Origin of the sequence: Micromonospora sp. C97, assembly GCF_018070385.1 — a bacterium.
Lineage (GTDB): Bacteria > Actinomycetota > Actinomycetes > Mycobacteriales > Micromonosporaceae > Micromonospora > Micromonospora parva.
Window position 1 is genome coordinate 117,420 of record NZ_JAGPXU010000011.1, and the last position, 25,047, is coordinate 142,466.

A 25,047-nucleotide genomic window follows, 5' to 3' on the forward strand; every position below is an offset into this window, starting at 1 on the left:
GATGCGCGCCCGCTTGACCAACCCGACAAACACCCATTCGGCAGCGGCGACAACCGGGAAAAAGTCGCCGGCCGATCGGACGGCAGCCGATCGGCCCGGCCGTCGCCCCGCCCGAGGCGCCGGATAGGGTTGACAACGGTGTGCCGGGAAGCCTGGTCGGCGAGTGGATTTTTGCCGTCCCGACTCCCCTAGGTGAGCCCACAGATGACCTCCCACACCCCGCCATCGGGGCCGCGCCCGCCGAAGACCCGGCTGTTCTCCCGGTCGTCCTGGCCGGAGGCCCGGCATCTGGCCGACGTGCTCCGCACCGAAACCGTCGGTGGCGCGCTGCTGCTGGCCGGCGCCGTGCTCGCGCTGATCTGGGCCAACTCCCCGTGGTCCGACTCGTACACCCGGCTCAGCCATGCCGTGCCCTGGCCGGGCGCCCCCTGGCACCTCGACCTGGACGTGGCCACCTGGGCGGCGGACGGCCTGCTGGCCATCTTCTTCTTCGTGGTGGGCCTGGAACTCAAACGGGAGTTCGTCGCCGGGGAACTGCGCGACCCGCGCCGGGCCGCGCTGCCGGTGGCGGCCGCACTCGGCGGAATGCTGCTGCCGGCGCTGATCTACGTGGCGGTGGTGCTGAGCGCGGGCGGCGACGGCCTGCGCGGATGGGCCATTCCGACCGCCACCGACATCGCTTTCGCGCTCGCCGTGCTCGCCGTGGTCAGCTCACATCTGCCGCAGGGCCTGCGCGCATTCCTGCTCACCCTCGCGGTGGTCGACGACCTGTTCGCGATCACCATCATCGCGATCTTCTACACCGCCGACTTCCAACCTCTCGCGCTGCTCGCCGCGTTGGCGCCGATCGCGCTCTTCGCGGTGCTGGTGCAGCGGGGGCGTACCTGGTGGTGGGCACTGATCCCCCTCGCGGTCGCCGCCTGGACCCTGATGCACGCCTCGGGCGTGCACGCCACGGTGGCCGGCGTCCTGCTCGGCTTCACCGTCCCGGTGCTCGCCCGTCGACCGCGCGGCGGCGGCCAGCCGGCCACCGCCGACGCGGGAGCGGACCAGGGTGGCCTCGCCGCGCGCCTGGAGCATCGCTGGCGGCCGGTGTCGGCCGGCCTCGCGGTGCCGATCTTCGCCCTGTTCGCCGCCGGTGTCACAGTGCGCGGCACCGACCTGGGTGCCCTGTTGCGCGACCCGATCGTGATCGCCATCGTCGCCGGGCTGGTGTTCGGCAAGAGCATCGGCATCTTCGGGTCGACGTACCTGCTGGCCCGGTTCACCCGCGCCGAACTCGACGAGGACATCACCTGGACCGACCTGCTCGGGATCGCCCTGCTGGCCGGCGTCGGGTTCACCGTCTCGCTGCTCATCGGCGACCTGGCCTTCGGGGCGGGCAGCACCGCCGACGACCGGGTCAAGGTCGCCGTACTGCTCGGCTCGGTGATCTCCGCCGGGCTGGCCGCCACGGTGCTCAGCCGCCGCAACGCGACGTACCGGAGGGTGGCGCAACGCGAGCGGATGGACGCCGACGGGGATGGCGTACCCGACGTCTACCAGCACCCCGACGCCCACTGAACCGCCCGCCCCGGGGTGCGCACGGCGCGGCCTGACGAGCATGGGCTCGTCGCCGCGCCGGCGGCCCGGGGCCGGCGCTCAGTGGCGACGGTCGGCGGGGGGCAGGTCCTCGGTCTCCTCGGCCAACGCTTCGGCGGTCGGCCCGGTGAGGTCGTCGCCCGGCACCGCCACCGCCTCGGCGCGGTCCTGCTCGTCGGGCTTCCCGCCGGGCTGCGGCTCCGGAGCGGTGGCACCGCCGGCGAAGCCGTACTCGTTCGGTTCGTCGTGCCGACCCATCTGGTCATCCTCCCGATTTACCGATTTCACCTGTCGACGCCAACGGTAGGTGGTGATCGTCGTCGGCGCAGCGGGCCGGGGATTGTCGGCCGGACCACGGTGCTGGCCTGCTCAGCGCCGCCCCGAGCAGCTGACGCAGGGCGATGATCGCCACCGCGCCGGCCAGCCCGTTCCAACCCGGATCACCGGCGAGCCGCAGCAGGCCGGCCGCGGTGAGCAGGTCCAGCAGGACGCGCACGCCGCTGCGCAGCGCGCGGGCGCTGAGCGCGGTGACCACGCCAGCGACCAGCGCCAGCGCGGTGACCGCTGTGACCAGGACGCCCGTCACCGCCGCTGCTCGCCCTCAGCCACCTGACGCTGCTCCTGGCGGATCTCCCGGCCCAGGAAGTAGTTCAACGCCGTTCGGATCGTCGCGATCGCGGCCAGTTGGCCGATCTGCGCGAACGACGGGGACACCGCCGTGCGCAGCACGTCGGCCGCCAGCTGGAACTCCAGGCCGAGGGTCAGAAACCGACCCAGCGAGAGTCGGATCGGCGTGAAGCGGGCGGCGGTGCGGTGTCGCAGCCCCTCGACCACGAACCGCACCGCCGCCCACACCGCGCCAACGAAGATCACCAGCGCGCCGGCCACCTCCACCACCGCAACCAGCACCTGGTCGCCCTGGCGCAACAACTCGGCCGGGTCCACCCCGGGCCGTTACCCGCCCACGGGGCAGCTAGTCGGCGCTCAGGTCAGCTCGTTCACCGCCTCCAGGATCAGCCAGAGACCGGAGATGGCGAAGAGGATCGCGGCGCCGTACTTGATGGTCTTCTCCGGCAGCCGCCGACCGAGCATCCGGCCGACCAGGATGGCCAGCGCGTCCGCGGCCACCATGCCGATCGTCGAGCCGAGCCAGACACCGAACCAGCCGTACTTGGTGGCGAGCGTGATCGTGGCCAGCATCGTCTTGTCGCCCAGCTCGGCGAGGAAGAACGCCACCGACACCGCCACCAGCGCGGTCTTGTTGGTCTTCTCGGCCTTGCGCTTCTCCTCCTCGGTGAGCTTGTCCCCGCGTAGCGTCCACGCACCGAACCCGAGGAACGCCACGCCGGCCACCAGGGAGATCCACTCGGTGGGCAGCACCGCCCCGAGACCCGCGCCGATGGCGACCGACGCCAGGTGCACCACAGCTGTCGCCACCGTGATGCCGATCAGCACCGGGATCGGTTTGAACCGCGTGGCGAAGGTCAGCGCCATCAGCTGGGACTTGTCCCCCAGCTCGGCGACGAAGATGACGCCGAAGCTGACGACCAGCGCGGCGAAGAATCCCTCCATGACGTCCTTCCCGTTCACGCCGGGAGGAGGTACAGGGGCGCCCTCGACCCGGCTGCAACAGCCTGAGTCGAAGGTCTCGCCCGCCCCGGGAGAACCGGGGCCGCGTGGCCGGATGCGGAACGCACCAGTATGTCGACCACGACATTGGGGGCTACTCCCCTTCGCGTGGTCAGCCTAGCGGATCACCCTCCGGCCCGACCGGGTCGGGTGAACAGGCTCACCGCGCCCGCGCCAGCGTGACGCCGAAGAGCGCGTCCGGGTCGGTCCAGAACTCCGCCGTGGCGAAGCCGGCGGTGGCCAACTCCGCAGCGATCCCCTCCCGGCGGAACTTCGCCGAGACCTCGGTCCGCAGCTCCTCCCCCGCCGCGAAGTCGACGGTCAGCCCCAGCACCCGCACGCTCATCGGCCGGGTCGCCCGCAACCGCATCTCGATCCACTCATTGTCGGAATCCCAGACCGCGACGTGCTCGAACGCGCCCGGGTCGAAGTCGGCGCCCAACTCGCGGTTGATCACGTGCAGCACGTTGCGGTTGAACTCGGCGGTGACCCCGGCGGCGTCGTCGTACGCCGGCACGATCACCGACGGGTCCTTCACCAGGTCCGTACCGAGCAACAGCCAGTCGCCGACCTCCAGCGCCGCGCGCATCGCCGTGAGGAACTCGGCCCGCTCGGCGGGCAACAGGTTGCCGATGGTGCCGCCGAGGAACACCACCAACCGTCGACCGCCGGTGGGCAGCCGGTCCAGTTGCCGGGTGAAGTCCCCGACGATGCCCCGGACCCGCAGGCGGGGATAGTCGGCGGCGATCTCGGCGGTGGACCCGCGCAGGGCACTGACCGACACGTCCAGCGGAACGAACGTGCCCAGCCCACCCTGGCGGGTGAACGCGTCCAACAGCAGCCGGGTCTTCTCCGACGAACCGGAACCCAACTCGATGAGCGTCTTCGCCCCGGTCAGCGCCGCGATGTCGGCAGCGTGCGCGGCCAGCACCGCCCGCTCGGCCCGGGTCGGGTAGTACTCCGGAAGTCGGGTGATCTCCTCGAACAGCTCGCTCCCCCGCGCGTCGTAGAACCACTTCGGCGGCAGCCACTTCCTCCCGGCGCTCAGCCCGGCCCGAACGTCGTCACGCAGGCCCCGCTCCAGGTCACCCTCTTCCAGGTAGATCTCCAGGGGTTCGGCTGTCATCGGTTCGCTCCTCTGCTCGATCAACCGTTGCGTGTGTGCCCGGCGCGGCGCACCGCAGCCGGCAGTGGACGTACCCGCACCTCGCCCGCGGTGGCGACGACGAGGTGCCCCTCCGGCACCGGCCGCCACCCGGGATCGTCGTCATGCGGCTCGGAGGCGAGCAGCACCGAACCCGGCGACTCGCGGACCGACAACGCGTGCCCCGCCACGCTGGCCACCACCCGGTGCCCGTCGGTGAGCAGCAGGTTGAGCCGCGACCCGGCAGCGGCGGCGGCGACGTCGGTCACCGTCCGCCCGACCGCCTCGACCGGGTCGACGCCGGCGCGCAACCGATGCCGCACCAACGCCCAGAGCAGCGCCGAGTCGGTGGCCGCGTCCAGGGTGAGCAGGTCACGCACCGGCAGACCGGTGGCGAGCGGCACCACGCTGTCCGGCCAGCCGCGGACCACACCGTTGTGGCTGAACAGCCAGCGCCCCTCGGCGAACGGCGCCGCCGCGCCGTCGAGCACCGCCATCCCCACCGTGGCCGAGCGCACCGCCGCCAGCACCGCGCCGCTGCGCGTCACCGCGGCCAACTGCGCGATGGTCGGGTCGCTCCAGATCGGCTGCGCCCGCCGGTACCGCACCGGCTCACCCTCACCCGGATACCAGCCGACACCGAACCCGTCGGCATTGATCGTGCCGCCACCGCGCATGTCGCGCGGCGCCCAGGACTGCCGCACCAACGAGTACGGCGGCTCGAACAACAGTTCGGCGAGGGTCACCGGCGGCCCCAGGTAGGCCAGGTGGCGGCACATCAGCGCCCACGGCCCGCCGCCGGGCCACCGGTCGTGCGGCCACTCACCGGTACGACTCGTCCGGTCGCACGTCCCGGGCGCAGCGGAAACCGCTGAAGATCTGCCGGCGGATCGGATAGTCCCAGTTGCGGAAGGTGCCCCGACAGGCAGAGCGGTCGGTGCCGAACGAGCCACCGCGCAACACCCGGTAGTCGTCGCCGAAGAAAACCTCCGAGTACTCGCGGTACGGAAACGCGGCGAACCCCGGGTGCCCGTCGAACGCCGTCGAGGTCCACTCCCACACATCGCCGATGAGTTGGTGCACACCCAACGGCGACGCACCCGCCGGGTACGCGCCCACCGGCGCCGGCCACAGATGACGCTGGTCGAGGTTGGCGTGCACCTGGGTCGGGTCGTCGTCCCCCCAGGGGTAACGACGGGACCGCCCGGTCGCCGGATCCCACCGGGCGGCCTTCTCCCACTCCGCCTCGGTCGGCAACCGCTTGCCGGCCCACGCCGCGTACGCCTGCGCCTCGTACCAGCACACATGCACCACCGGCTCATCGGCGCGAACCCGATCCCACCGACCGAAGCGCCGGTACGACCAGTCGTCGCCGTCGCGGCGCCAGTGCATCGGCGCGCTGAGCTGCTCGCGAACCCGATGCTCCCAACCCGCCGGGCTCCACCAACGCCGCTCGGTGTAGCCGCCGTCGGCGATGAAGGCCGCGTACTGGCCGTTGGTCACCGGCGCGGCGTCGATGGCGTACGCCGGGAGGTCCACCCGGTGCGCCGGGCGCTCGTTGTCCAACGCCCACGGATCAGTGTCGGTGCCCATGATGAACTCACCCGCCGGCACCAGCACCTCCCCGCCGACCCGCGCCGACGGCTCCGGCGGCGGCGGAGCGTGCAGCACCGCCGGCCCCGAACGCAGCTGGTGGGTGGCGAGCATGGTCTCGTCGTGCTGCTGCTCGTGCTGCACGATCATGCCGAACGCGAACCCGTCGGCGACCAGCGGCCGCTCGGTGAAGGCCACCGCGTCGAGCAGGTCGTGCACCTTGTCCCGAACGGTGGCCAGATAGGCGCGCGCCTCCGCGGGCGGCAACAGGGGCAACGCGGGGCGGTCCCGACGTGGCTGCTTGAACGCGTCGTACAACTCGTCGATGTCACACCGGACCGGCTCCCGGCCCCCGACGTCCCGGACCAACCAGAGCTCCTCCTGGTTGCCCACGTGGGCCAGGTCCCAGACCAGCGGTGACATCAGCGGTGAGTGCTGGTGCATCAGGTCGCGCTCGTCGACCACCTCGGTCAACAAGGTGGTACGGGCACGCGCCCGCGCCAACTCCGCCGCGATGCGGTCGCGCAACCGCTCCCCGTGAACACCGCCCTCCGTTCGCGACTGCGAGGCTCGCAACCCCGGCTCACTCCTCGCGCTCACCGAGCCGCCCTCCGTTCGCGACTGCGAGGCTCGCAACCCCGGCTCACTCCTCGCGCTCACTGGTCTCTCCTCTCTGCGGCAGCCAGCCGTCGGCGTACCCCTTGTTGGATCTCGTCGTGGGTGCTGGCCGGCAGCTCCAGTCGGGGTAGGGCGGTCAGGGCCAGGTCGAGCAGGGCCGCCGCGACGGCGGCCAGCGCCGGGTCGGCCAGACCGTGCCGGGCGGCCGCCGACCAGCGGTGCGCCACCGGCATGGCGATCGCGGACGCCTCGCGCACGGTGCCCGGGTCGTCGAACAGGGCGGTCAGCACCGCCAACGGCAGCCGCCAGTCCCGGTCGGGCTGGGCGTCCAGGTAGCGCAACTCCAGGTAGCCGCGCGGCCGCACCGGCGGGAAGAGCGTGCTGACGTGGTAGTCGAGGTCATCGGTGGTGGGCGACTGCGGCAACGCGCCGTCGAGCCAGTCGGCGAACGTCACGCCGGGCGGCGCGGCCCAGTCGGCGTCACGCCGACGCAGGCACAGCAGCGGTGCGGCGAGCACATAGCTGACCCAGGCGTCGATCGGATCGTCAGCGGCGCCGGCGGGTGACCAGACCGGGCGGGTCCGGGCCGGGTCGATGGCCAGCCAGGCGGCCATCCGGGCGGAGGCCCAACCGGTGCGACGCCCGGCGTGTCGGGCGGCGGAGGCGAACGCCGCGAGCAGTGGCGGCCCGACCGCGTGGGCCGCTGCCCAGCGGTCACCGACCTGGTCCGCCTCACCGGCGTCGAGGCAGACCTGCAGGCCGGCGGTGCTGTACATCATCGTGCGGCCGGCCGGGCCACGACGGTCGAAGGTGTCGCGCATCGCGCGGTAGCGGGGGGTTTCCACCACCGGGCGGGGCCGTCGGTGGGGATCGATGCCGCTGCGGCCCAGGATCAGCCCGGCGGCGGCCAGCAGGTCGGTGACCTGGGCGATATCGGCCTCGGTGGCGCTGATCAGCGCGGCGACCGAGGGGCGGGGCGGGGTGGAGATCTCCAACTGGCCACCCGGCTCCAGGGTGACGGTGCCGCCGTTTCGCAGCGGCTCGGCCGGGCTGCCGGCATCCAGCGTGGTGGGGGTGTGCCGCCCCAACGCCGTCCGCAGCCGCGTCGCGTCGACGGGGCGGGCGGGATCGGCGGCGTCGTGCACGGTCCATTCCAGTTCGACGCCGGTGTGGGTGGGCGGCCCGGTCTTGAAACAGATCCGGACGAGGTGTCGGACCGCGGCTGCGGAATCGCGCAGGATGATGCTGCGGTCCAGGTCGGGTGACGTCACCACGGGTCGGACCCCCTCTCCGTGTGCCGGTTTCGGCACTTCGCGCCACCGTAAACCCACCCACCGACACCGTCGGTGGGCGTGCGTGCCGCCAATCTCTGTCTAACAGACGAATTTCCGGCGCAGGGCGGAACCAAACCGTCTCGGCCGCCTACCGTTCAGCCGTCGGTGGGGTGGCCTGGCCGCGGTGGTGACGGTGGGGCTTTCGCCGCCGGGGACGGCTTGCTCTTCGCCGACTCGGACGGGGTGGCCTTCGCCGACTCGGACGGCTTCGTCTCCGGCACCAGGCGCTGGCAGTACGCCTCGACGTCGGCGGGGCCGCCCGCGGCGGTCACCAACGGGTGGAAGGCCGGCGAGCGCAGTGCCCTCTCCCGCTGGTCGGGCTTCTTGGCCCGCCACGCACGGCACAGTCCGGGCAACTGGTTGGTGAGGGCGGGACTGGCCGATGGCGTGGCGGTGACGGACGACGACGTGCCCGGCGACGGGACACCCGGGGCCACCGACCGACCGGACTCGTCCGACCGGGACGTGCCCGGCTGCGGCGACGGTGACGAGCCCGACGGGGCCGGCGCGACGGGGTCCGGTGCCCGGTCCCGGGTGACCGCGGCGAAGGCGGCCCCCGCGGTGGCGGTGGCGGCCACCGCGCCGATCCAGGCCACCACGCCGGTCCGGATCCGACGACGACGGGTCGGCTGCGGCGCGACTGAGGCCGGGTTGGCCCGGGCGGCCCGGAACGCGGCCAGCGCGGCCTCCTCCCCGGCCAGCTCGCCCGCACGGACCGGCCCGGCAGCAGCGGCGAGCAACGCGGCCACCGGCTCGGCCGGGGGCACGTTCGGGCCGGTGGCGTACGCCTCCGGCGCGGTCGCGTCCGCGGGCGTGGCGGCGTGACGCTGGGCCGGCGCGGTGTCCAGCCGGGCGCGGGCCGCGTCGAGCAGCCGCTCGGCGTCGGCGTGGTCGGCCCGCCGGAACGGGTTCATCGGGAGTCCCCTCACGTCAGCCGTCCGCCGGTTCGGCCTGCGGTGCCCGCCGGGCGGGGCCGCTGCCCGCACGCGGCGGCGTCCCCTCGCTCGCGACCGGCGACCCGGTCGGGCTCTGCCGCTCCAACAGCACCGCCAGCCGTCGTAGACCCCGGTGAGCGGCGGTGCGTACGGCACCGGCGCGGCGGCCCAGCACCCGGCCGGCGGATCCCGCGTCCAGGCCGATCACGGCCCGCAACAGGACCGCTTCGGCCTCCCGGGGCGGCAGGGTGGCGATCAGCGCGAGCGCGGTCTCGGTACCGATCGTCTCGCTGGCTCGCTCGGCGGTGTCCGCGTCGCTGGCCAGATCGACGAGCGCCTGCACCGGGACCGGGAGCGAGGGGCGGCGGCGCATCCGGCGGAGATGATCCATGGCGCGGTTACGGGCGATGGTGACCGTCCAGGCCCGGAACTCACCCCCGGTGAAGCCGGGCAGGTCACGGGAGACCTGCAGCCACGTCTCGGAGGCGACGTCCTCGGCGTCGGCCCCGACGATGGCGGTCAGGTACCGCAGCAGCCCGGGCTGGAGGCTGCGGTAGAGGAAGCGGAACGCCTCTTCGTCTCCGGCCTGCGCGGCGCTCACCACCTCCGACAGATCGTCGGTCATCCGCGGCCCACGTATCGCCCGGGGCGGCCCCGCCCGACCAACGGCACCGGGGCACGGCACGGGGTACGAGTCGTCCGCCCGTTCAGCACCACGCCCGCACCGCCCTCCGCCGCTCTCGTTGTGCCCGCGACCACGATTGTCGGGGCGGCGTGTTTGGGGCCGACGCCAGGGGGGTCGATCGGCGCGCTGCCCGCCGAGGTAGCCGGGAGGGCCCGAGCCGGGGCTAACGCTAGGAGGGGGCTCACGACGCGACAAGTCGGCGTCGTGTCACGGAAGAGTGACAATTCTCAGCCCTGCCGGGCGGCGCGTCGCGGTAACGGCCGGTGAGCAGGGAACACGAACCGCGCTCGGAGGCGGTTTCTTGCCACCGTTGAGGGCTTGAACGACGGAATTTGTCGCTTTTCGTGACACCGCATATCCGCTGCGTCACCAAGGGTGAGCGTCCACACAGGTCACAGCGAATCAGCCAACCTGAACCAGCCGCACGGCGGCCCTGCCACGGCGCGCCGGCCCGAGCCGCGCTAGGTACGGTAAGGCGGTGTTGTCATCGGAGGTCGTGCTCAGCGGTCGCTACCGCTTGGACGAACGTGTCGCCACGGGCGGCATGGGCGACGTTTGGCGTGCCTCCGACCTGATCCTCGGCCGACAGGTCGCGGTCAAGGTTCTGCTCCCCGCGCTGGTCTCCGACCCGGACTTCATCGCCCGGTTCCGCGCCGAGGCCCGGATCATGGCGGCGCTGCGGCACCCCGGCATCGTGCAGGTCTTCGACTGCGGCGCGGACGACCTGCCCGACGGCGGCCGGGCGGACTACCTCGTCATGGAGTTCGTCGCCGGTGAGCCCCTGTCCAAGCGGATCGAGGCGGCCGGGCGACTCGACGTGGCCGAGACGATGTCGATCGTGGCCCAGGCGGCGGCAGCGCTCAACGCGGCCCATCGCGGCGGCATCGTGCACCGCGACGTCAAGCCCAGCAACCTGCTGGTGCAGGAGGACGGCACCGTCGTCCTGGTCGACTTCGGCGTGGCCCGCTCCACCGACATCACCAGCATCACCAGCACCAACGCGGTGCCGGGCACCGCCCTCTACATGGCTCCCGAGCAGGCGGCCGGTCGGCCGGTCAGCGGCGCCACCGACATCTACGCCCTGGGCGCGGTCACCTACTGCTGCCTCACCGGCAGTCCGCCGTTCACCGGCGACAACCCCCTGCAGGTCGCCGTCCGACACCTGGACGACGAGCCGCCGGAGCTGCCGCACGACATCCCGGAGGCGGTCCGCGCCCTGGTGTCGCGGGCCCTGGCCAAGGATCCGCTGGAGCGGTTCACCAGCGGCGCGGCGATGGCCGAGGCCGCTCGGACGGCGGTCACCGACGGCGAGCCACCGACGGAGATGGCCACCCCTGTCGCGCTGCGCAACGCCGGGCCGGGCACCCGCACCGACGTGCCGGTGGGCGCGGCGGTGGCGAACGGGTCACGGGCGGCGCGGCGGCGGGGCCCGCTGGTCGGTGCGGCCGCGGCCATGCTCGTCGCGCTGGTCGGGCTCGGCGCGGCACTGGCCGCGCAGCGCCACGCGGGCGAGGATCCGGCGGTCCATCTGCCGACCACCGCGCCGTCGGTGGCGCCGAGCGGTCCCGTGGACCTGCCCGCGGCCAACGAACAGATCACCAGCGTCGACCCAGGCCGGCCCGACCGCACGCGGGCACCCAACAACCCGCCGTCGGCTTCGGTCTCGGCCACGCCGAGCCTGGAGCCGAGCCAGACCGCCACTTCGCCGACGCCGACAGCGGTCGTCACCAGCGCACCGCCGACCAGCGCACCACCGACCAGCCTGCCACCGACCGATCCGACGCCGCCGACCACGCCGCCCACGACCACGAGCGCGCCGGCCGATCCGGAGGTGCCGGCCGGCGGCTGAGCCACGCGCCGTCGACGTCCCCACAGTCCCACCGGCACCCATATCCCCAAAACGGACTTACGTCACCGAAGACGCCTCTAGGCTCTCAGCAGGCCATTTACACCATCTGCTGCGGGAGCCTGGGTGAGCGCTGAAAAGCTGGTCGTCATCGGTCAGGGGTATGTGGGACTGCCACTGGCCATGCGGGCCGTCGAGGCGGGGCTCGACGTGGTCGGGCTGGACGTCGACGCCGACCGGGTCAAGCGCCTCGCCTCCGGCGAGTCGTTCGTCGAGGACATCCCGGCCGACCGGCTGGGCCGGGCGTTGGGCAGCGGTCGCTACCACCCCAGCACCGAGTACACCGACGCCGACGGGTTCGACATCTGCGTCATCACGGTGCCGACCCCGCTGCGCGACGGCACCCCCGACCTGAGCTTCGTCGAGCAGGCCGGCATCGGCATCGGCCCGTACGTACGCCCGGGCTGCACGGTGATCCTGGAATCGACCACGTACCCCGGCACCACCGAGGAGCTGCTGCGCCCGCTGCTGGAGTCGGCCAGCGGGCTGACCAGCCCCGGCGACTTCCACCTGGGCTACAGCCCGGAGCGGATCGACCCGGGCAATCCGACCTGGCGCCTGGAGAACACCCCGAAGGTGGTCTCCGGTGTGGACCGGGCGTCGCTGGCCCGGGTGGACGAGTTCTACCGGCGCCTCGTGGAACGCACCGTGCCGGTGGACTCCACCCGCGTCGCCGAGCTGACCAAGCTGATCGAGAACACCTTCCGCCAGGTCAACATCGCGCTGATCAACGAGCTGACCATGCTCTCGCACCACCTCGACATCGACGTCTGGGAGGCGATCGACGCGGCCTCGACCAAGCCGTTCGGTTTCCTGCCGTTCCGGCCCGGCCCCGGCGTCGGCGGGCACTGCCTGCCGATCGACCCGTGCTACCTGTCCTGGCAGGTCAAGCGCCGCCTCGGGCGGCAGTTCCGGTTCATCGAGCTGGCCAACGACGTCAACCACGAGATGCCCGAACACGTCGCGCAGCGGATCATGGCGGGGCTGAACCGGGACGGTCGGGCCGCCAGAGGCGCCCGGCTGCTGCTGCTCGGTCTGGCCTACAAGAAGAACACCGGCGACATGCGGGACTCCCCCGCCGTCGATGTGGCGCGACGGTTGCAGGCCCTCGGCGCCGAGGTGCACGCCGTCGAGCCGTACGCGGAGGCGCACCAGCTCCCCGCCGGGGTCACCATGGTCGGGCTCACCGAGCGGGAGGTGAGCGCCGCCGACGCGGTGGTGGTGGTCACCGACCATGACATCTTCGACTACGACCTCGTGGTCACGCACGCCCGCTACGTCTTCGACACCCGCAACCGGTGCGTCGGCCCGATGGTCGAGCGCCTGTAGACCCGGCACCGCTGGCCGGTCCCGCCGCCGGGGAAGAGGGCGGGGCCGGCCGGCGATGTCCGTCCGGTGCCACTGCCGACAACCCGGCCGGTCACTGGTCGGCGAGCGCCTCGACGACCGGGCGGGACAGCGCCCGGCGGGCCGGCAGCACCGAGGCGAGCAGGGCGGCCAGCACCGCGACGCCGAGGATCAGCCCGAGCTGACCGAACGGCAGCACCACGTGGAAGTCGCCGCCGAGGCGGTCCAGCAGGGCCATCGTGGACGCGCTGACTCCGGTGCCGAGCCCGACGCCGAGCACCGCGCCGACCACCGCCATCAGCACCGCCTCGACGGCGAGCACGGCCCGCATCCGCCCTCGGCTGAGCCCGACGGCCCGCAGCACGGCGTTCTCCCTGGTCCGTTCGAGCACCGACAGGCTCAGCGTGTTCGCGACGCCGACCAGGGCGATCACCACGGCCAGGCCGAGCAGCGCCGTGACGAAGGCGAGCAGCATGTCCACAGTGCCGGTGAGCATCTTCTTGTACGCGCCCTGGTCCATCAGGTTCACCGTCGGGTACCGGCCGAGCACGGCCGTGATCGCCGCACGAGCCCGATCGGCGCTCACCCCGGCGGCGGGGTCGATCTCGGCCAGGTAGCCCCGCTGGGCGGGGAAGAGCGCGGCGAAGTCCTGGTCGGACAGGTCGATGACGTGACCCGCCGGCACCGCACCGCCGGGGGTGTCGTCGGTGACCACGGCGGCCACCCGCAACGACCGGCCCGCGACGGTCACCGGCGAACCGACCTGCCAACCACGGGAGCGCGCCAACTCGCTGTGCACCAGCACCTGCCCCGGACCGACACGGTCGGCGTCGCCCGCCAGCACTCCGCTCAGCGTCCGAGAGACCAGCGCCGGGTGGGCCGCGCGGATCTCGACGTCGTCGACGACGACGCTGCGCTGCTCGTGCACGACCCCCAACTCGGGGCGGGCGATGAGCTCACCGACGAGCGTGGCCGGCAGGTCCTGTCCGATTCCGCTGACCACGAAGTCGGTGCCGATCTGAGCGTCGACGCTGCGTTCGATGCCGTCCTTGGTGCTGCGCGCGCCCACCATGAACGCCGAGACCAGTCCGATCCCGATCACCAGTGCCGTGGCTGTCGCGGCGACCCGCCGTGGATTGCGCACCGTGTTGGCGACCGCCAGCTCACCGGCGGTGCCGAGCACCCGTCGTACCGGCCAGCCGAACACCCGGGCCAGCGCCGGGACGAGCACCGGCCCGAACAGCACGATCCCGAAGAAGCTGAGCACCCCGCCGGCCGCCACCAGCAGCAGCTGCCCGGCGCTGGCGGCACCGGCCAGCGCGGCGACCCCGGCGGCGAGCACCACCGCGCCGGCGGTCAGCCGGAGCCGACCGGCACCCCGGCTGGGCTGCACCGCGGCGTCGGTGAGCGCGGCCACCGGGGCGATCCGCGTTCCCCGCCAGGCCGGGAGCAGGGCGGCGCACACGGTGAGGCCGGTGCCCAGCAGCAGGCCGGTCAGCACCGTCGAACCGGTCACGGTCAGGCCGCCGGTGACCGGTACGTCCAGTCGGGACAGCAGGAGCCGCATCGCACCGGCGAGGGCCACCCCGATCAGCACTCCGAGCGCGGAGGCGACCAACCCCAGCACTGCCGACTCCAGCACTGTGGACCGGAAGACCTGCCCCCGGGTGGCGCCGATCAGGCGCAGCAGCGCGGTGCGCCGGGTGCGCTGTGCCAGCACGATCGCGAAGGTGTTGGCGATCACGAAGCCGGCCACCACGATCGCGACCCCCACGAAGATCAACAGCAGCATGCGGAACTGGTCCACGTTACGGACCGCCTCCTGCACCGCCTCGTCGAGAATCTGCTGGCGACTCTTCACAGTGGCTTCGGCGCCGACCACGGCGCGTACCCGCTCGGTCAGCGCCGCGACGTCGACGCCCGGGCGGGCCGCCACCATGACGCGGCCGTAGCCCCGCTCGCCGGTGAGGGCCAGCGCGTCCGGCCCGACCAGGCCGACGAACGGACCGCCGACGTCGCGGGAGGTGCCGGCCACGTCGACGGTGCCGACCAGCGTGTACGGGCGGGCCGCCCCGCCGGTGGCACCGATCCGGACCGTCGCGCCGAGCCCGAAGCCCTGCTCGGTCGCCGTGGGCGCGTCGAGCACCACCTCACCGGCCCGGTCGGGCAACCGGCCGGCCACCACGTCGTACGAGCGCAGCGCGTCCTCGGTGGGGACGGCGACGAGCATGGTGAAGCCGAGCACCGGCCGACCGTCGGCGCCGACGATCCCGGCGGTGTTGGTCAGCTCACCGGCTGCGGCGGCCACCCCGTCGACCGCCCGCACCCGATCGACCAGGGTCGGGGGCAACACCTTCCGGCCGGTCGAGTAGACACCCAGGTCGGTGTGGCGGTCGAAGGTGCCGGCCCGCTCGTACGCGCCGGTCCGCATCCCGTCGACGAAGATCATCGTGCCGGCGACGAACGCGACGCCGAGCACGACGGCGAGCGCCGAGAGCAGCATGCGCAGCGCCTCGGCACGCAACGAGCGCAGGGTCAGGCGGATCATGCGGGGCTCCCGGTGCGGGTGGCGGATCGGACCCCTCCGACGCTATGGCCGGCACCGCTGGATCGATCTCCACCTGCGCGCTCGACCTGCCTGCGCCAGGGGTCGCGGTGCGCCCGCCGTCCGCTACGACCCAGGTCGTACGCGGTGTCATCCGCCGGGCGTGACCAGCCCACTCTCGTACGCCAGGACCACCGCCTGGACCCGGTCGCGCAGCTGGAGCTTGGCCAGGATCCGCCCGACGTGGGTCTTCACCGTCGCCTCGGCGACGTGCACCCGGGCGGCGATCTCCGCGTTGGACAGCCCCTGGGCGACCAGCAGCAGCACCTCCCGTTCGCGTTCGGTGAGCTGGGCGAGCCGAGGGTCGCCGCTCGGGGCGGCGCCGAGCTGCCCGGCGAACCGGTCCAGCAGACGCCGGGTGATAGACGGAGCCACCACCGAGTCGCCCTGGGCCACCACCCGGATGGCCGCCAGCAGCTCCTCCGGCGGAACGTTCTTGAGCAGGAATCCACTCGCCCCGGCCTGTAGGGCGGCGAACGCGTCCGCCTCGGTGTCGAAGGTGGTCAGCACCAGCACCCGGGGCCCGTCCGCGGGCCGCTCGGCGCAGAGTCGCCGGGTCGCCTCCACCCCGTCCATGGTGGGCATCCGGATGTCCATCACGACGACGTCGGCCTCGGTGCGGGCGAGCACCCGCAGGGCGTCCGCGCCGTCGATCGCCTCCCCGACGACCTCAAGGTCGGGCTGGGAGTCCAGCACCATCCGGAACCCGGCGCGGACCAGCGCCTGGTCGTCCACGATCACTACCCGGACCGTCATGCCGCGATCACCTCCGTTGCCGGCTCCGACGGTAGCGGCAGCCGAACCTCGACCTGCCAGCCCCCGGTCGGTCGGGGGCCGGCGGTGAGGCTGCCGTCGTACACCGTCACCCGCTCCCGCATGCCGAGCAGGCCGTGACCGCCGGGCGGCGCCGGGCTGACCAGCGGACGGCCGCGACCGTCGTCGACCACCCGGACCACGACGGCTTCGACGGTGTACGACAGGACGACCTCGACGCCGGCGCCGACCCCGGCGTGCTTGAGCGCGTTGGTCAGCGCCTCCTGCACCACCCGGTAGACGGTCAGCTCCAGGCCCGGCGGCAGGGTCGGTGGCGTACCGGTGGCGGTGCTGCGGACGTGCAGGCCGGCGTCGACGAACCGGGCCAGCAGGTCGGGCAGCTCCGCCAGGGCGAGACGCCGGTGCTCCGGGTCGGCCGCCACCGCCAGCCCGGCCGCGTCGGCCTCCCCGCCGGTCGGGCCGGCGTCGCGCAGGACCCCGACGAGCCGGCGCATCTCCTCGAGGGCCTGCCGGCCGGTGTCCGCCACCACCTTCACCGCGGTACGCGCCTGGGCGGGGTCGCTGTCGAGCATGAACCGGGCGCCGTCCGCCTGGACGATCATCACGGCCATGCTGTGTGCGACCACGTCGTGCAGCTCACGGGCGATCCGGGTGCGCTCCTCGGCGACCGCCGCCCGGGACTCGGCCTCCCGTTCGCGTTCCAGGGTCGCGGCCCGCTCCTCCAGGCTGAGCACGTAGAGCCGGCGGGTCCGCACGTTCAGCGCTACCAACCACACCGCGCCGGTGACCAGCGCGTACCACAGCGCGGTCACCCACCACTGGATGACGTTGGGGGTCTGTGCGGCGGCCAGCAGCACCCCGACGGCCGCGACCGCGCCGGCCAGCACGCCGTCGCGTAGCCGCCGCCCGTACTTCACCACGCTGTAGAGCGCGATCAGGACGGCCACGTCGTAGATGAGCGGACCCCACCGGGCGACCACCTGGATGAGGGCGAGCGCCGCGACGGCCACCGTCACCACGCCCGGGTGGGTGCGGCGGAACAGCAGCGCCACCGCCATGCCCACGCCGACCGCCGTGGCCGCCCAACCTCCCGGCTGGTTCACCGCCGCGGCCAGCGAGACGAGCACCACCAGGGCGGCGACGGCCACGTCGAAGGCGACGCCGCGCAGCGGGCGGCCGAGCACTGTGCGTCTCACGGTCACCCAGCGTACGTGCCGGGACGGGCGGCCCTCGCCCCCCGCGCGCCCGGGCCCCTCGCGCCCCGGCTCAGGAGCCGAGGATCTCGCGCATGCGGTCGATCTCGACGGTCTGCTCGGTGGCGACGGCGTTGGCGAACTCGTTGAGCGTCAGGTCGGAGCCGACGGTGAGCAGGTTGGTGGCCATCTCGATGGCGCCCTGGTGGTGCTCGGTCATCATCTGGACGAAGAGCTCGTCGAAGTCCGGGCCACGGGTCGCGGCGAGCTGCGCCATCGCCTCGGGTGACTGCATGCCGCGCATGGTGCCGTGGTCGTGCCCCTGGACCTCCGCGGGGAGGCCGCGGGTCTGCAACCAGCCGCGCATCATGCCCATCTCCGGGCCCTGGCTGGCCCGGATGCGCTCGGCGATGGCCCGCACGTCGGGGTCGGCGGCCCGGTCGGGGGCGAGCTCCGCCATCGCCAGGGCCTGCGCGTGGTGCGGGATCATCATCCGGACGAACCAGACGTCCAGCGAGTTGTGCGGGGCGGGGCCGACGTCGCGGACCTCGTGCGCCGGCCGGGTGGCCGCCGTCTCGCCCGGGCGGCCGGGCGCGATGACGGTCAGGTCGGTGGGGACCGGGCTGACCGTCGGCGACGCGGTTGCGGGGGCGGGCGCGGAGACCGGCTGCGCGGCCCGCGTGCCGGTGTCGCCGTCGAGGCGGATCATCATGAACGCCACCAGCGGCAACGCGACAGCGAGTGTGACGATCGCCAGGGTGCGTGCGCGCCGGTTGGTCATGGGCCACTCCCTGCAGTCGAGGTCACCGCGATGCTATCCATTGAAGAACCCACTTTCATGTGATCCAGCTCACATCGACGTTCTTCGTCGAGCGGTAACGTGTCAGCCATCGTCTCCCCCTTGCGAAGGGCCCCGCCGATGATCAGACTCCACAAGCCACGGTTACGACAACTGCGCATCGTGGCGCTCGCCACGACCGGCCTCCTCGTCGCCAGCGCTCTCGTCGCCCCGGCGAGCAACGCCCAGACGGTGCCGCAGGCGGCCCCAGCCCCCGCGCTCACCAACACGATCCCCGGCGTCGACGAGATCGTGAGCAGCCCCAACCTGCGCCAGATCGCCAACGTGCCCAAGGTCGCCCCACTGGACGCGACCAACAGCGACATCGCCTTCCAGGGCAAGTACGCGTTCGCCGGCAACTACAACGGCTTCGTCATCTACGACATCTCGCGGCCCAGCGCCCCGACGGTCAAGGCCCGGGTGCTCTGCCCGGGGTCGCAGAACGACATCTCCGTCCACGGTGACCTGCTCTTCCTCTCCACCGACTCGTCCCGCAGCGACGACTCCTGCAACAGCACCGCGCAGGGGGCGGACGTGAAGGGCTCGTGGGAGGGCATCAAGGTCTTCGACATCAAGGACAAGGCCAACCCGCGCTACATCAAGTCCGTCGAGACGGCCTGCGGCTCACACACCCACACCCTGGTGCCGGGCAAGAACAACAAGACGGTCTACCTGTACGTCTCGTCGTACAGCCCGCGGGCCGAGTTCCCGGACTGCCAGCCCCCGCACGACTCCATCTCCATCATCAAGGTGCCGCTGAAGAAGCCGACGGACGCCGCGGTGATCGCGGCCCCGAACCTCTTCCCGGACGGCGGTTTCCCGGGCAGTGAGACCGGCTCGGCGACCACCGGCTGCCACGACATCACCGTCTACCCGGCCAAGGACCTGGCCGCCGGCGCGTGCATGGGTGACGGCATCCTGCTCGACATCAAGAACCGGGAAGCGCCCCGGGTCATCAACCGGGTGCGGGACGAGGTCAACTTCGCGTTCTGGCACTCGGCCACCTTCAACAACGCCGGCACCAAGGTGATCTTCACCGACGAGCTGGGTGGCGGCGGCGCGGCGACCTGCAACGAGGCTGTCGGCCCGAACCGGGGCGCGGACGCCATCTACGACATCAGCGGCCGCGGCAACGCCCGGAAGATGACCTTCCGCAGCTACTACAAGATCCCCCGGGCGAACGCCGACACCGAGAACTGCGTGGCGCACAACGGCTCGCTGATCCCGGTGCTCGGTAAGGACATCATGGTCCAGGCGTGGTACCAGGGCGGCATCTCGGTCTGGGACTTCACCGACTCGGCCAACCCGAAGGAGATCGCCTTCTGGGAGCGCGGCCCGCTCTCGGCAGACCGGCCTGTCGGCGGTGGCACCTGGTCCGCGTACTACTACAACGGCCACATCTACTCCAACGACATGGTGAAGGGCCTGGACGTCCTGGAGCTGAACGACTGGCGCACCTGGACGGCCAAGCTGACCCGCTACCAGGAGCTCAACGTGCAGACCCAGCCCAGCTACCTGGGCTGGTAGGCACCGAGCCCGCAGCCGGGCCCGGCCCCCGATCTCCGGGGGCCGGGCCCGGCCCTGTTCGGGCGGAATTCGCCGGTCACGCTACCTATCGGACGCGGCGGGGCCGATCGTCGGTTGTCTCCCATCCCGGGCCGGTCTGTCGGGTTCCCCGCGCCGCAGCGCCGCGACTGGTCGACCGCGCTGCTCCGGTCGCCGGTCACGCGCTGGTGGGCCTGGTCACCCTGACAGTTCCAGCGCGGGCGGCAGACCCGCCACCGTGTCAACGTGGTCAGACGTGAAGCTTGCCGCCGTCGCACCGCCCGCCACACCCGAGCCGACCACCCGCTGGCGACCCCACCCGCTGGACCTGGTGGCGGTCGTCCTCGCCGTGGTCGGCGCGACCTGCGCGCTGAGCGGGCTGCTGCCCCGCGCGGAGACCACCGCCACGCTGCACCGGATCCTGCCGCTGCTGCTCTTCCTCGGCACCGTCATCGTGCTCGCCGAGCTGACCGCCGTAGCCGGTGTGTTCAACGTGCTGGCCAGCCGACTGGCCATCGCCTCCCGGGGGAGGTGGGCGGCGCTGTTCCTGCTCTGCGGCGGCCTGGCGACACTGACCACCCTCGTGCTCAACCTCGACACCACCGCCGTGCTGCTCACCCCGGTCCTGCTCGCGCTGGCGCGCACCCTGCGCGTGCCCGCCGGCCCGCTCGCGGTCACCACGGTCTGGCTGGCGAACACCGCCAGTCTGCTGTTGCCGGTGTCCAACCTGACCAACCTGCTGGCCGCCGACCGGGTCGGGCTGGCGCCCCTGACGTACGCGACCCGCATGGCGCTGCCTCAGCTGGTGGCGGTGGCGGTCACGATGGCGCTGCTCTGGTTCACCTGGTGGCGGCGGGACCAACCGACCGGGGGGCGCTTCGTCCCGCCGGCCGCGCACGTGCCGGCGGACCCGGTGCTGCACCGCACCGCCCTCGCCGGTTGTCTGCTCTTCATCGGCGGGATCCTCGCCGGCGTGGAGATCGGTCTCGCCTCCACCGTCGCGCTGGCGCTGGTGCTGGTCGGGTTCGTCATCCGCTCCCCCGCCACGCTGCGCCCGGGGCTGGTGCCGGTGCGCCTCCTGCTCTTCGTCACCGGCCTGTTCCTGGTGGTGCAGACCCTCGGCCGGCACGGGCTGGACGACCTGGTGGGCACCCTGCTCGGGGCCGACGGTGATGCGCTCGGCGCGCTGCGCGCCGGCGGCACCGGAGCGCTGCTCGCCAACGCGCTGAACAACCTGCCGGCCTACCTGGCCGGCGAGTCGGTGCTGCCGGGCGGCGACGCGACCCGGCTGCTGGCCCTGCTGATCGGCACCAACGTCGGCCCGCTGGCCGCACCCTGGGCGTCGCTGGCGACCCTGCTGTGGTTCGAGCGGTGCCGGGCGGCCCGGGTCACGGTGCCGGTGACCCGGTTCGTGCTGACCAGCACGCTGCTCGCGGTCACCGGCACGCTCGGCGCGGTCGGCGCGCTGCTGCTGGTGAGCTGAGCGCCCGGTCGGCGGGGCGATCCGGTGCGCGGCGGCCGGCTCAGTCGCGGTACACGGCGAGCTGAAGCTCGGTGACGCCCTTCTCCGGGGTGTCCGCGCAGTAGTCCAGGTAGACCTCCCGGGCGAAACCGTCGGTGCGGTAGCCGTTCTCCTCGATCCACCGGGCGAGCGCCTGCATGCTCGGCTCGACGTCGGCCATCGCACCGTGGTGGATGATGGTCGCCGCGCTGTGCAGCGCCGGCAGGTCGCGCACCGTGACGTCGGGAGCCGCGGCCGGCTCGGCGTCGACGAGCACCCCGGCGTGCACGACGACGGCGTCGCCGCCCGCATCGGCGGGCTCGTACCAGGCGACGGCGGGCCCGCTCGGGTTGACGCCGGCCGCCGACAACCGCCGGAACAGCTCGGGGTAGAGCGGTTGGATCACCGGTCCGATGTCCTCGCCCTGGTAACTGGCCGCGACGGCGGTCAGCTCCGCGACGCGGACCGGTGCGATCTCCTTGAGTACGACGTCCTGGGTGGTCATCCGACCCTCCGACTCGATCATTCGGAGCCTCGCCTCCACGGCCGCCAACCGGGCCGTGTCGGCGGCCAACTGCTCCGCCAGCTGGCTCCGGCGCAGCCGCAGCATGCCCCGCAGCTCGGCCACGTCGACGGCGTCGTCGACGATCGCGCGCACCTGTTCCAGGGTGAGGCCCAGCTCCTTGAGGGCGATCACCCGGTTGAGCCGACGCAGCTGGTCGGCCCGGTAGAAGCGGTAACCGCTGTGCGGGTCGACGCTGGCCGGGCGCAACAGGCCGATGCTGTCGTAGTGGCGCAGCATCCGCACCGACACCCGGCCGAATCTGGCGAAGTCTCCGATGGTGAACATGGCCCCCTCACACTCGTCCCTGACACCGTGTCAGAGTCAAGCGTGGCGTGCGGGGCGACCGTCAGGGGCGGGCCGGGCGCGGGCCGACCAGCCGGCGGACCATCGGCGCGGCGTTCCACTTGGCCGCGCCGACCAGGTCGCGGGCGTGCTCCAGGACCGTGTAGTCGGGTCGGCTGAGACCGTCGGCGATGGCCCGGTCCAGGTCGTTGCCGCAGCGGCTCAGCACGGTGTCGAAGTCCCGCCGGACCGGCTCCTGCAGGTCGTAGCCGAACGAGCGGTGCAGCCGGGCGAAGAGCGGCTTGTACAGCCGGACCCGCTCGTGCAACCCGGACGAGTACGACATCGGGTTCTTCGGACGGCGGAGGATGTAGTCGGGCAGCACGTCGCCGAACGCCCGCCGGACTATCCACTTCTCCTGCCCGTGGCGCAGCTTCAGATCCACCGGCAACCGCATCGCCAGCTCCACCACGCTGAGGTCGAGGAACGGCACCCGTGCCTCCACGCCGTGTCCCATGGCGGCCCGGTCGACCCGCTGCAACTCGGTGCGGCACAGGTTGCGGATGCGGTGCAGGAACAGCCTGCGGGCCGCCGCCGGGGCGACCTGGTGGTACATCGGGTACCCGCCGAACAGCTCGTCGGAGCCGTCACCGGTCAACACCACCTTGATGCCCAGGTCGCGCAGCCGCCGGAAGATCGGCACCGAGACGACCGCGTTGATGATGTCGCCGTACTCGGTCAGTTCGGAGATCCGGATGGCCTCGCGGACGTCGGCGAGCCGGATGTCGCGCGGGCGCAGCTCGACCACCACGTGCGGCACGTCGAGGTCGGCGGCGAGCCGCCGGGCGTACGCCACGTCGGGGCTGTCCGCCACGCCGACGGTCACCGCGACACAGTCCGGGTGGATGTCCCGCACCTGCCGCAGGGTCAACGAGCTGTCCAGGCCACCGGAGAGCACCACCCCGACGGTCAGGTCGGTCTCCACCCGCATCCGGATGGCGTCGCTCAGCGCAGCGCGGACCAGCAGCGCGGCCTCGTCCGGGTCGTCGATGATCGGCAGGCCGTCGCCGATGGTGAGCAGGTCGACGTACGGGCTCAGGCGCACGTGCCCGTCCGCCTCGGCCCAGCCGTGGTGCCCGGGCGGCACCTCGGCGATCGGGGCGCCGTGCCCGACGAGCGCCTTGACCTCGGAGGCGATGTGCAGGCAGCCGGGCCGACGGGACCAGTACAGCGGCTTGACGCCGAGCGGGTCGCGGGCCAGGTACGCCCGACCGGTGGCCCGTTCGACGACCGCGAAGGCGTACTCGCCGCGCAGCCGGGTCACCGCGGCCTCGCCCCACTGCTGGAACGCGGCGAGCAGCACCTCGGTGTCGCTCTCGGTGCGGAAGGCCTGTCCCAGGCGGGTCAGCTGCGCCCGCAACTCCCGGTAGTTGAAGATCTCGCCGTTGAAGCAGAGCAGCCATCGTTCGTCGGTCGAGGTCCACGGTTGCACCGCCCGGTCCCGGTCGACGACCCGCAGTCGACGGGTGCCGGCGAGCAGCCCGTTCTCCGACCGGGTTTCGGTGACCTCACCGCGTGGGGCCAGGGCGGCGAGCATCCGCCGGAAGGTCGCCGGGTCGGCCTCGGGGCCGATGCTCAACGCGATGCCGCACACCGGCTCAGACCCCCATCTCGGCCTCGTACGCCCGGCGTAGCCGACGCCGGGCGGTGGGCGCGAGACACAGGTGCCAGGCCTGCCCCTCGTCGATCACGTTCAGCTCACCGGCCTCCTGTCGGCTCAGCAGCAGCTGCGCCAGGGCGTCCCGCGCGCCGAAACGCTCGAACCAGGCAAGCTCGACGTCGACCGAGTAGCCGAGGCAGTGCCCGCTGGGCAACATCGCCGCGTAGCCCAGGCGGCGCAACCGGTACTGGTGCTCGGCGCTGCGGACCAGGCTGGTCACCCAGAGCGGCGGGGTGGCCGGCGGCGCGACGGCGGCGAACTCCCGTGCGATGTCGTTGAGCAGCGCCACCACCTCGCGGCGGGCGCGGCGGAACAGCAGCCCCGCGGTGTGCGGGGTGGCGTCGGGTAGCAGTCGGCGCCGCAGCCCGCGCGCGGCCCGTCCCAGCATCGTGGCGGGCTGTTCCTGGTAGCGGAAGCGCAGCAGGTCACGGCGGCGCAGCCACTCCAGGTCGACCAGTTCGGCGCTGCCGTTGACCTGGTCGTCGGTGACGAAGGTCGGCGCGTCCTGCCACCACAGCACGTCGATGCGGGAGAGCAGGTAGATCCGGACCAGGGCGCTGAGGTCACCGGCCGAGGTGCGGTCGTTCGGCTGATAGCGGGCCATCTCCAGCAGCAGGGTCTCGCGCGCGCCGATCAGCCCCTGCGGGGTGCCGTCGAGGACCGCGGCGAGCGCCGGCTCCCGCAGCCGCTCGTCGATGAGCACCTGCCGGGCCCGGGTGCTCGCCGCGTCCGCCAGGGCGCCGACCTCGACCAGCAGCTCGGCGACGGCGGCCCGGTAAGCGGCCAGGTCGGGCGCGGCGGCGGGAAGGCGGCGGGGGGCCGCGCCGGAGGGTCGACGGCGGGCCGGGGCGGTGGGCGACGGAGGCGAACCGGGCTGCTGTCCCGGACTACGGCTGGGCACTCGCATGACGGGGTCCCTTTCTCCGGTCACGGCACTGGGTGGTTCGCCCTGAAACACACCGTAATCATCAGCACCGGAACCGACCGAACATTCCTCCTATTCGCCCCCGAACGGACCACACACCACCCACCCGCCCTCGCCGGGGGCAACCCATGCTGATGACCCCTTTGGAGCTGATGTCGCCAACGAATCACGACCGCCCCGACCCCCAACCGCCCCCTTCGCCCCCGGCATGCCCCACTCCCCCACACCCGCCCACCGACCGCCACCGTGACGTGATCAAGAGGTTTGCGTCATCCGAAGCCGTTCCGGTGACGCAAACCTCTTGATCAACAGGGTGGGCGGCGGGCA

General features: G+C 72.7%; 22 protein-coding genes. 5 read left to right on the plus strand and 17 right to left on the minus strand.

The window, feature by feature from the left end; translation table 11 throughout:
• Nucleotides 1-204: 204 nt before the first annotated feature.
• Nucleotides 205-1,563, plus strand: a complete 1,359-nt coding sequence (gene nhaA, locus KBX26_RS17175) for a Na+/H+ antiporter NhaA (protein WP_030338040.1) — start codon at nucleotides 205-207, stop codon at nucleotides 1,561-1,563.
• A 78-nt stretch (nucleotides 1,564-1,641) separates the two neighbouring features.
• On the opposite strand, the gene KBX26_RS17180 is transcribed toward nhaA, so the two are convergent.
• The 10 genes from KBX26_RS17180 to KBX26_RS17225 all read right to left on the minus strand — a co-directional run bounded on the left by KBX26_RS17180 (nucleotide 1,642) and on the right by KBX26_RS17225 (nucleotide 9,459).
• Nucleotides 1,642-1,839, minus strand: a complete 198-nt coding sequence (locus KBX26_RS17180; RefSeq protein WP_030338041.1) for a hypothetical protein — start codon at nucleotides 1,837-1,839, stop codon at nucleotides 1,642-1,644.
• Between the two features lie 4 nt (nucleotides 1,840-1,843).
• Complete coding sequence (locus KBX26_RS17185; RefSeq protein WP_156058029.1) at nucleotides 1,844-2,167, minus strand: hypothetical protein; 324 nt, start codon at nucleotides 2,165-2,167, stop codon at nucleotides 1,844-1,846.
• Nucleotides 2,164-2,526 carry a DUF1622 domain-containing protein gene (locus tag KBX26_RS17190; RefSeq protein ID WP_051708909.1) on the minus strand — a complete coding sequence of 121 codons (363 nt, stop codon included), beginning with the start codon at nucleotides 2,524-2,526 and terminating at the stop codon, nucleotides 2,164-2,166. The genes KBX26_RS17185 and KBX26_RS17190 overlap by 4 nt, the downstream gene beginning before the upstream one ends.
• 39 nt (nucleotides 2,527-2,565) lie before the next feature.
• Nucleotides 2,566-3,153: a TMEM165/GDT1 family protein gene (locus KBX26_RS17195; protein WP_030338044.1), complete on the minus strand. Its 588-nt coding sequence runs from the start codon at nucleotides 3,151-3,153 to the stop codon at nucleotides 2,566-2,568.
• A gap of 217 nt (nucleotides 3,154-3,370) precedes the next feature.
• Nucleotides 3,371-4,336 carry an L-histidine N(alpha)-methyltransferase gene (gene egtD / locus KBX26_RS17200; protein WP_210865860.1) on the minus strand — a complete coding sequence of 322 codons (966 nt, stop codon included), beginning with the start codon at nucleotides 4,334-4,336 and terminating at the stop codon, nucleotides 3,371-3,373.
• Nucleotides 4,337-4,356: 20 nt separating this feature from the next.
• Complete coding sequence (gene egtC, locus KBX26_RS17205; RefSeq protein WP_210865861.1) at nucleotides 4,357-5,133, minus strand: ergothioneine biosynthesis protein EgtC; 777 nt, start codon at nucleotides 5,131-5,133, stop codon at nucleotides 4,357-4,359.
• A 43-nt stretch (nucleotides 5,134-5,176) separates the two neighbouring features.
• A complete protein-coding gene (gene egtB / locus KBX26_RS17210; RefSeq protein WP_210865898.1) occupies nucleotides 5,177-6,523 on the minus strand; it encodes an ergothioneine biosynthesis protein EgtB in 1,347 nt (448 codons plus the stop codon).
• An 80-nt stretch (nucleotides 6,524-6,603) separates the two neighbouring features.
• Entirely contained in the window at nucleotides 6,604-7,839 is a 1,236-nt protein-coding gene (egtA, locus tag KBX26_RS17215; protein ID WP_210865862.1) for an ergothioneine biosynthesis glutamate--cysteine ligase EgtA, read from the minus strand.
• Nucleotides 7,840-7,994: 155 nt separating this feature from the next.
• Entirely contained in the window at nucleotides 7,995-8,813 is an 819-nt protein-coding gene (locus KBX26_RS17220; RefSeq protein WP_210865863.1) for a hypothetical protein, read from the minus strand.
• Between the two features lie 16 nt (nucleotides 8,814-8,829).
• Nucleotides 8,830-9,459: an RNA polymerase sigma factor gene (locus tag KBX26_RS17225; protein WP_210865864.1), complete on the minus strand. Its 630-nt coding sequence runs from the start codon at nucleotides 9,457-9,459 to the stop codon at nucleotides 8,830-8,832.
• Between the two features lie 538 nt (nucleotides 9,460-9,997).
• Between KBX26_RS17225 and KBX26_RS17230 the strand changes: the two genes are divergently transcribed.
• A complete protein-coding gene (locus KBX26_RS17230) occupies nucleotides 9,998-11,368 on the plus strand; it encodes a serine/threonine-protein kinase (RefSeq protein ID WP_210865865.1) in 1,371 nt (456 codons plus the stop codon).
• A 123-nt stretch (nucleotides 11,369-11,491) separates the two neighbouring features.
• A complete protein-coding gene (locus KBX26_RS17235; RefSeq protein WP_210865866.1) occupies nucleotides 11,492-12,754 on the plus strand; it encodes a nucleotide sugar dehydrogenase in 1,263 nt (420 codons plus the stop codon).
• A gap of 91 nt (nucleotides 12,755-12,845) precedes the next feature.
• On the opposite strand, the gene KBX26_RS17240 is transcribed toward KBX26_RS17235, so the two are convergent.
• From KBX26_RS17240 to KBX26_RS17255, 4 genes are all read right to left on the minus strand, one after another.
• A complete protein-coding gene (locus KBX26_RS17240; RefSeq protein WP_210865867.1) occupies nucleotides 12,846-15,320 on the minus strand; it encodes an ABC transporter permease in 2,475 nt (824 codons plus the stop codon).
• A 147-nt stretch (nucleotides 15,321-15,467) separates the two neighbouring features.
• On the minus strand, nucleotides 15,468-16,133 hold the full coding sequence (locus KBX26_RS17245) for a response regulator transcription factor (RefSeq protein ID WP_210859290.1): 666 nt from the start codon (nucleotides 16,131-16,133) through the stop codon (nucleotides 15,468-15,470).
• The gene (locus KBX26_RS17250) at nucleotides 16,130-17,353 is read right to left on the minus strand and encodes a sensor histidine kinase (RefSeq protein WP_210865868.1); all 1,224 of its coding nucleotides are present in this window, start codon (nucleotides 17,351-17,353) and stop codon (nucleotides 16,130-16,132) included. Before KBX26_RS17250 ends, KBX26_RS17245 begins: the two co-directional genes overlap by 4 nt.
• A 64-nt stretch (nucleotides 17,354-17,417) precedes the next feature.
• Nucleotides 17,418-18,125, minus strand: coding sequence for a DUF305 domain-containing protein (locus KBX26_RS17255; RefSeq protein ID WP_030338056.1), 708 nt, complete (start codon nucleotides 18,123-18,125; stop codon nucleotides 17,418-17,420).
• A gap of 138 nt (nucleotides 18,126-18,263) precedes the next feature.
• Here KBX26_RS17255 and KBX26_RS17260 point away from each other — a divergent pair, with 138 nt between their 5' ends.
• Both KBX26_RS17260 and KBX26_RS17265 read left to right on the plus strand, forming a co-directional pair.
• Nucleotides 18,264-19,709 (plus strand): LVIVD repeat-containing protein, encoded by a 1,446-nt coding sequence (locus tag KBX26_RS17260; protein ID WP_030338057.1) that lies wholly within the window; start codon nucleotides 18,264-18,266, stop codon nucleotides 19,707-19,709.
• Between the two features lie 274 nt (nucleotides 19,710-19,983).
• The gene (locus KBX26_RS17265; protein ID WP_210865869.1) at nucleotides 19,984-21,210 is read left to right on the plus strand and encodes an SLC13 family permease; all 1,227 of its coding nucleotides are present in this window, start codon (nucleotides 19,984-19,986) and stop codon (nucleotides 21,208-21,210) included.
• Between the two features lie 40 nt (nucleotides 21,211-21,250).
• On the opposite strand, the gene KBX26_RS17270 is transcribed toward KBX26_RS17265, so the two are convergent.
• The 3 genes from KBX26_RS17270 to KBX26_RS17280 all read right to left on the minus strand — a co-directional run bounded on the left by KBX26_RS17270 (nucleotide 21,251) and on the right by KBX26_RS17280 (nucleotide 24,702).
• Nucleotides 21,251-22,078 carry a MerR family transcriptional regulator gene (locus KBX26_RS17270; protein WP_210865870.1) on the minus strand — a complete coding sequence of 276 codons (828 nt, stop codon included), beginning with the start codon at nucleotides 22,076-22,078 and terminating at the stop codon, nucleotides 21,251-21,253.
• Nucleotides 22,079-22,139: 61 nt separating this feature from the next.
• Nucleotides 22,140-23,729: an asparagine synthetase B gene (locus KBX26_RS17275; RefSeq protein WP_030338063.1), complete on the minus strand. Its 1,590-nt coding sequence runs from the start codon at nucleotides 23,727-23,729 to the stop codon at nucleotides 22,140-22,142.
• A 4-nt stretch (nucleotides 23,730-23,733) separates the two neighbouring features.
• Nucleotides 23,734-24,702: a DUF5715 family protein gene (locus KBX26_RS17280; RefSeq protein ID WP_210865871.1), complete on the minus strand. Its 969-nt coding sequence runs from the start codon at nucleotides 24,700-24,702 to the stop codon at nucleotides 23,734-23,736.
• Nucleotides 24,703-25,047 lie beyond the last annotated feature (345 nt).

What these genes read in the sequence shown, in the direction of transcription:
- nhaA (WP_030338040.1), top strand. Translation starts at nt 205, where the DNA reads ATGACCTCCCACACCCCGCCATCGGGGCCGCGCCCGCCGAAGACCCGG.
- KBX26_RS17180 (WP_030338041.1), bottom strand. Translation starts at nt 1,839, where the DNA reads ATGGGTCGGCACGACGAACCGAACGAGTACGGCTTCGCCGGCGGTGCC.
- KBX26_RS17195 (WP_030338044.1), bottom strand. Translation starts at nt 3,153, where the DNA reads ATGGAGGGATTCTTCGCCGCGCTGGTCGTCAGCTTCGGCGTCATCTTC.
- egtD (WP_210865860.1), bottom strand. Translation starts at nt 4,336, where the DNA reads ATGACAGCCGAACCCCTGGAGATCTACCTGGAAGAGGGTGACCTGGAG.
- egtC (WP_210865861.1), bottom strand. Translation starts at nt 5,133, where the DNA reads ATGTGCCGCCACCTGGCCTACCTGGGGCCGCCGGTGACCCTCGCCGAA.
- KBX26_RS17220 (WP_210865863.1), bottom strand. Translation starts at nt 8,813, where the DNA reads ATGAACCCGTTCCGGCGGGCCGACCACGCCGACGCCGAGCGGCTGCTC.
- KBX26_RS17225 (WP_210865864.1), bottom strand. Translation starts at nt 9,459, where the DNA reads ATGACCGACGATCTGTCGGAGGTGGTGAGCGCCGCGCAGGCCGGAGAC.
- KBX26_RS17240 (WP_210865867.1), bottom strand. Translation starts at nt 15,320, where the DNA reads ATGATCCGCCTGACCCTGCGCTCGTTGCGTGCCGAGGCGCTGCGCATG.
- KBX26_RS17245 (WP_210859290.1), bottom strand. Translation starts at nt 16,133, where the DNA reads ATGACGGTCCGGGTAGTGATCGTGGACGACCAGGCGCTGGTCCGCGCC.
- KBX26_RS17255 (WP_030338056.1), bottom strand. Translation starts at nt 18,125, where the DNA reads ATGACCAACCGGCGCGCACGCACCCTGGCGATCGTCACACTCGCTGTC.
- KBX26_RS17260 (WP_030338057.1), top strand. Translation starts at nt 18,264, where the DNA reads ATGATCAGACTCCACAAGCCACGGTTACGACAACTGCGCATCGTGGCG.
- KBX26_RS17270 (WP_210865870.1), bottom strand. Translation starts at nt 22,078, where the DNA reads ATGTTCACCATCGGAGACTTCGCCAGATTCGGCCGGGTGTCGGTGCGG.
- KBX26_RS17280 (WP_210865871.1), bottom strand. Translation starts at nt 24,702, where the DNA reads ATGCGAGTGCCCAGCCGTAGTCCGGGACAGCAGCCCGGTTCGCCTCCG.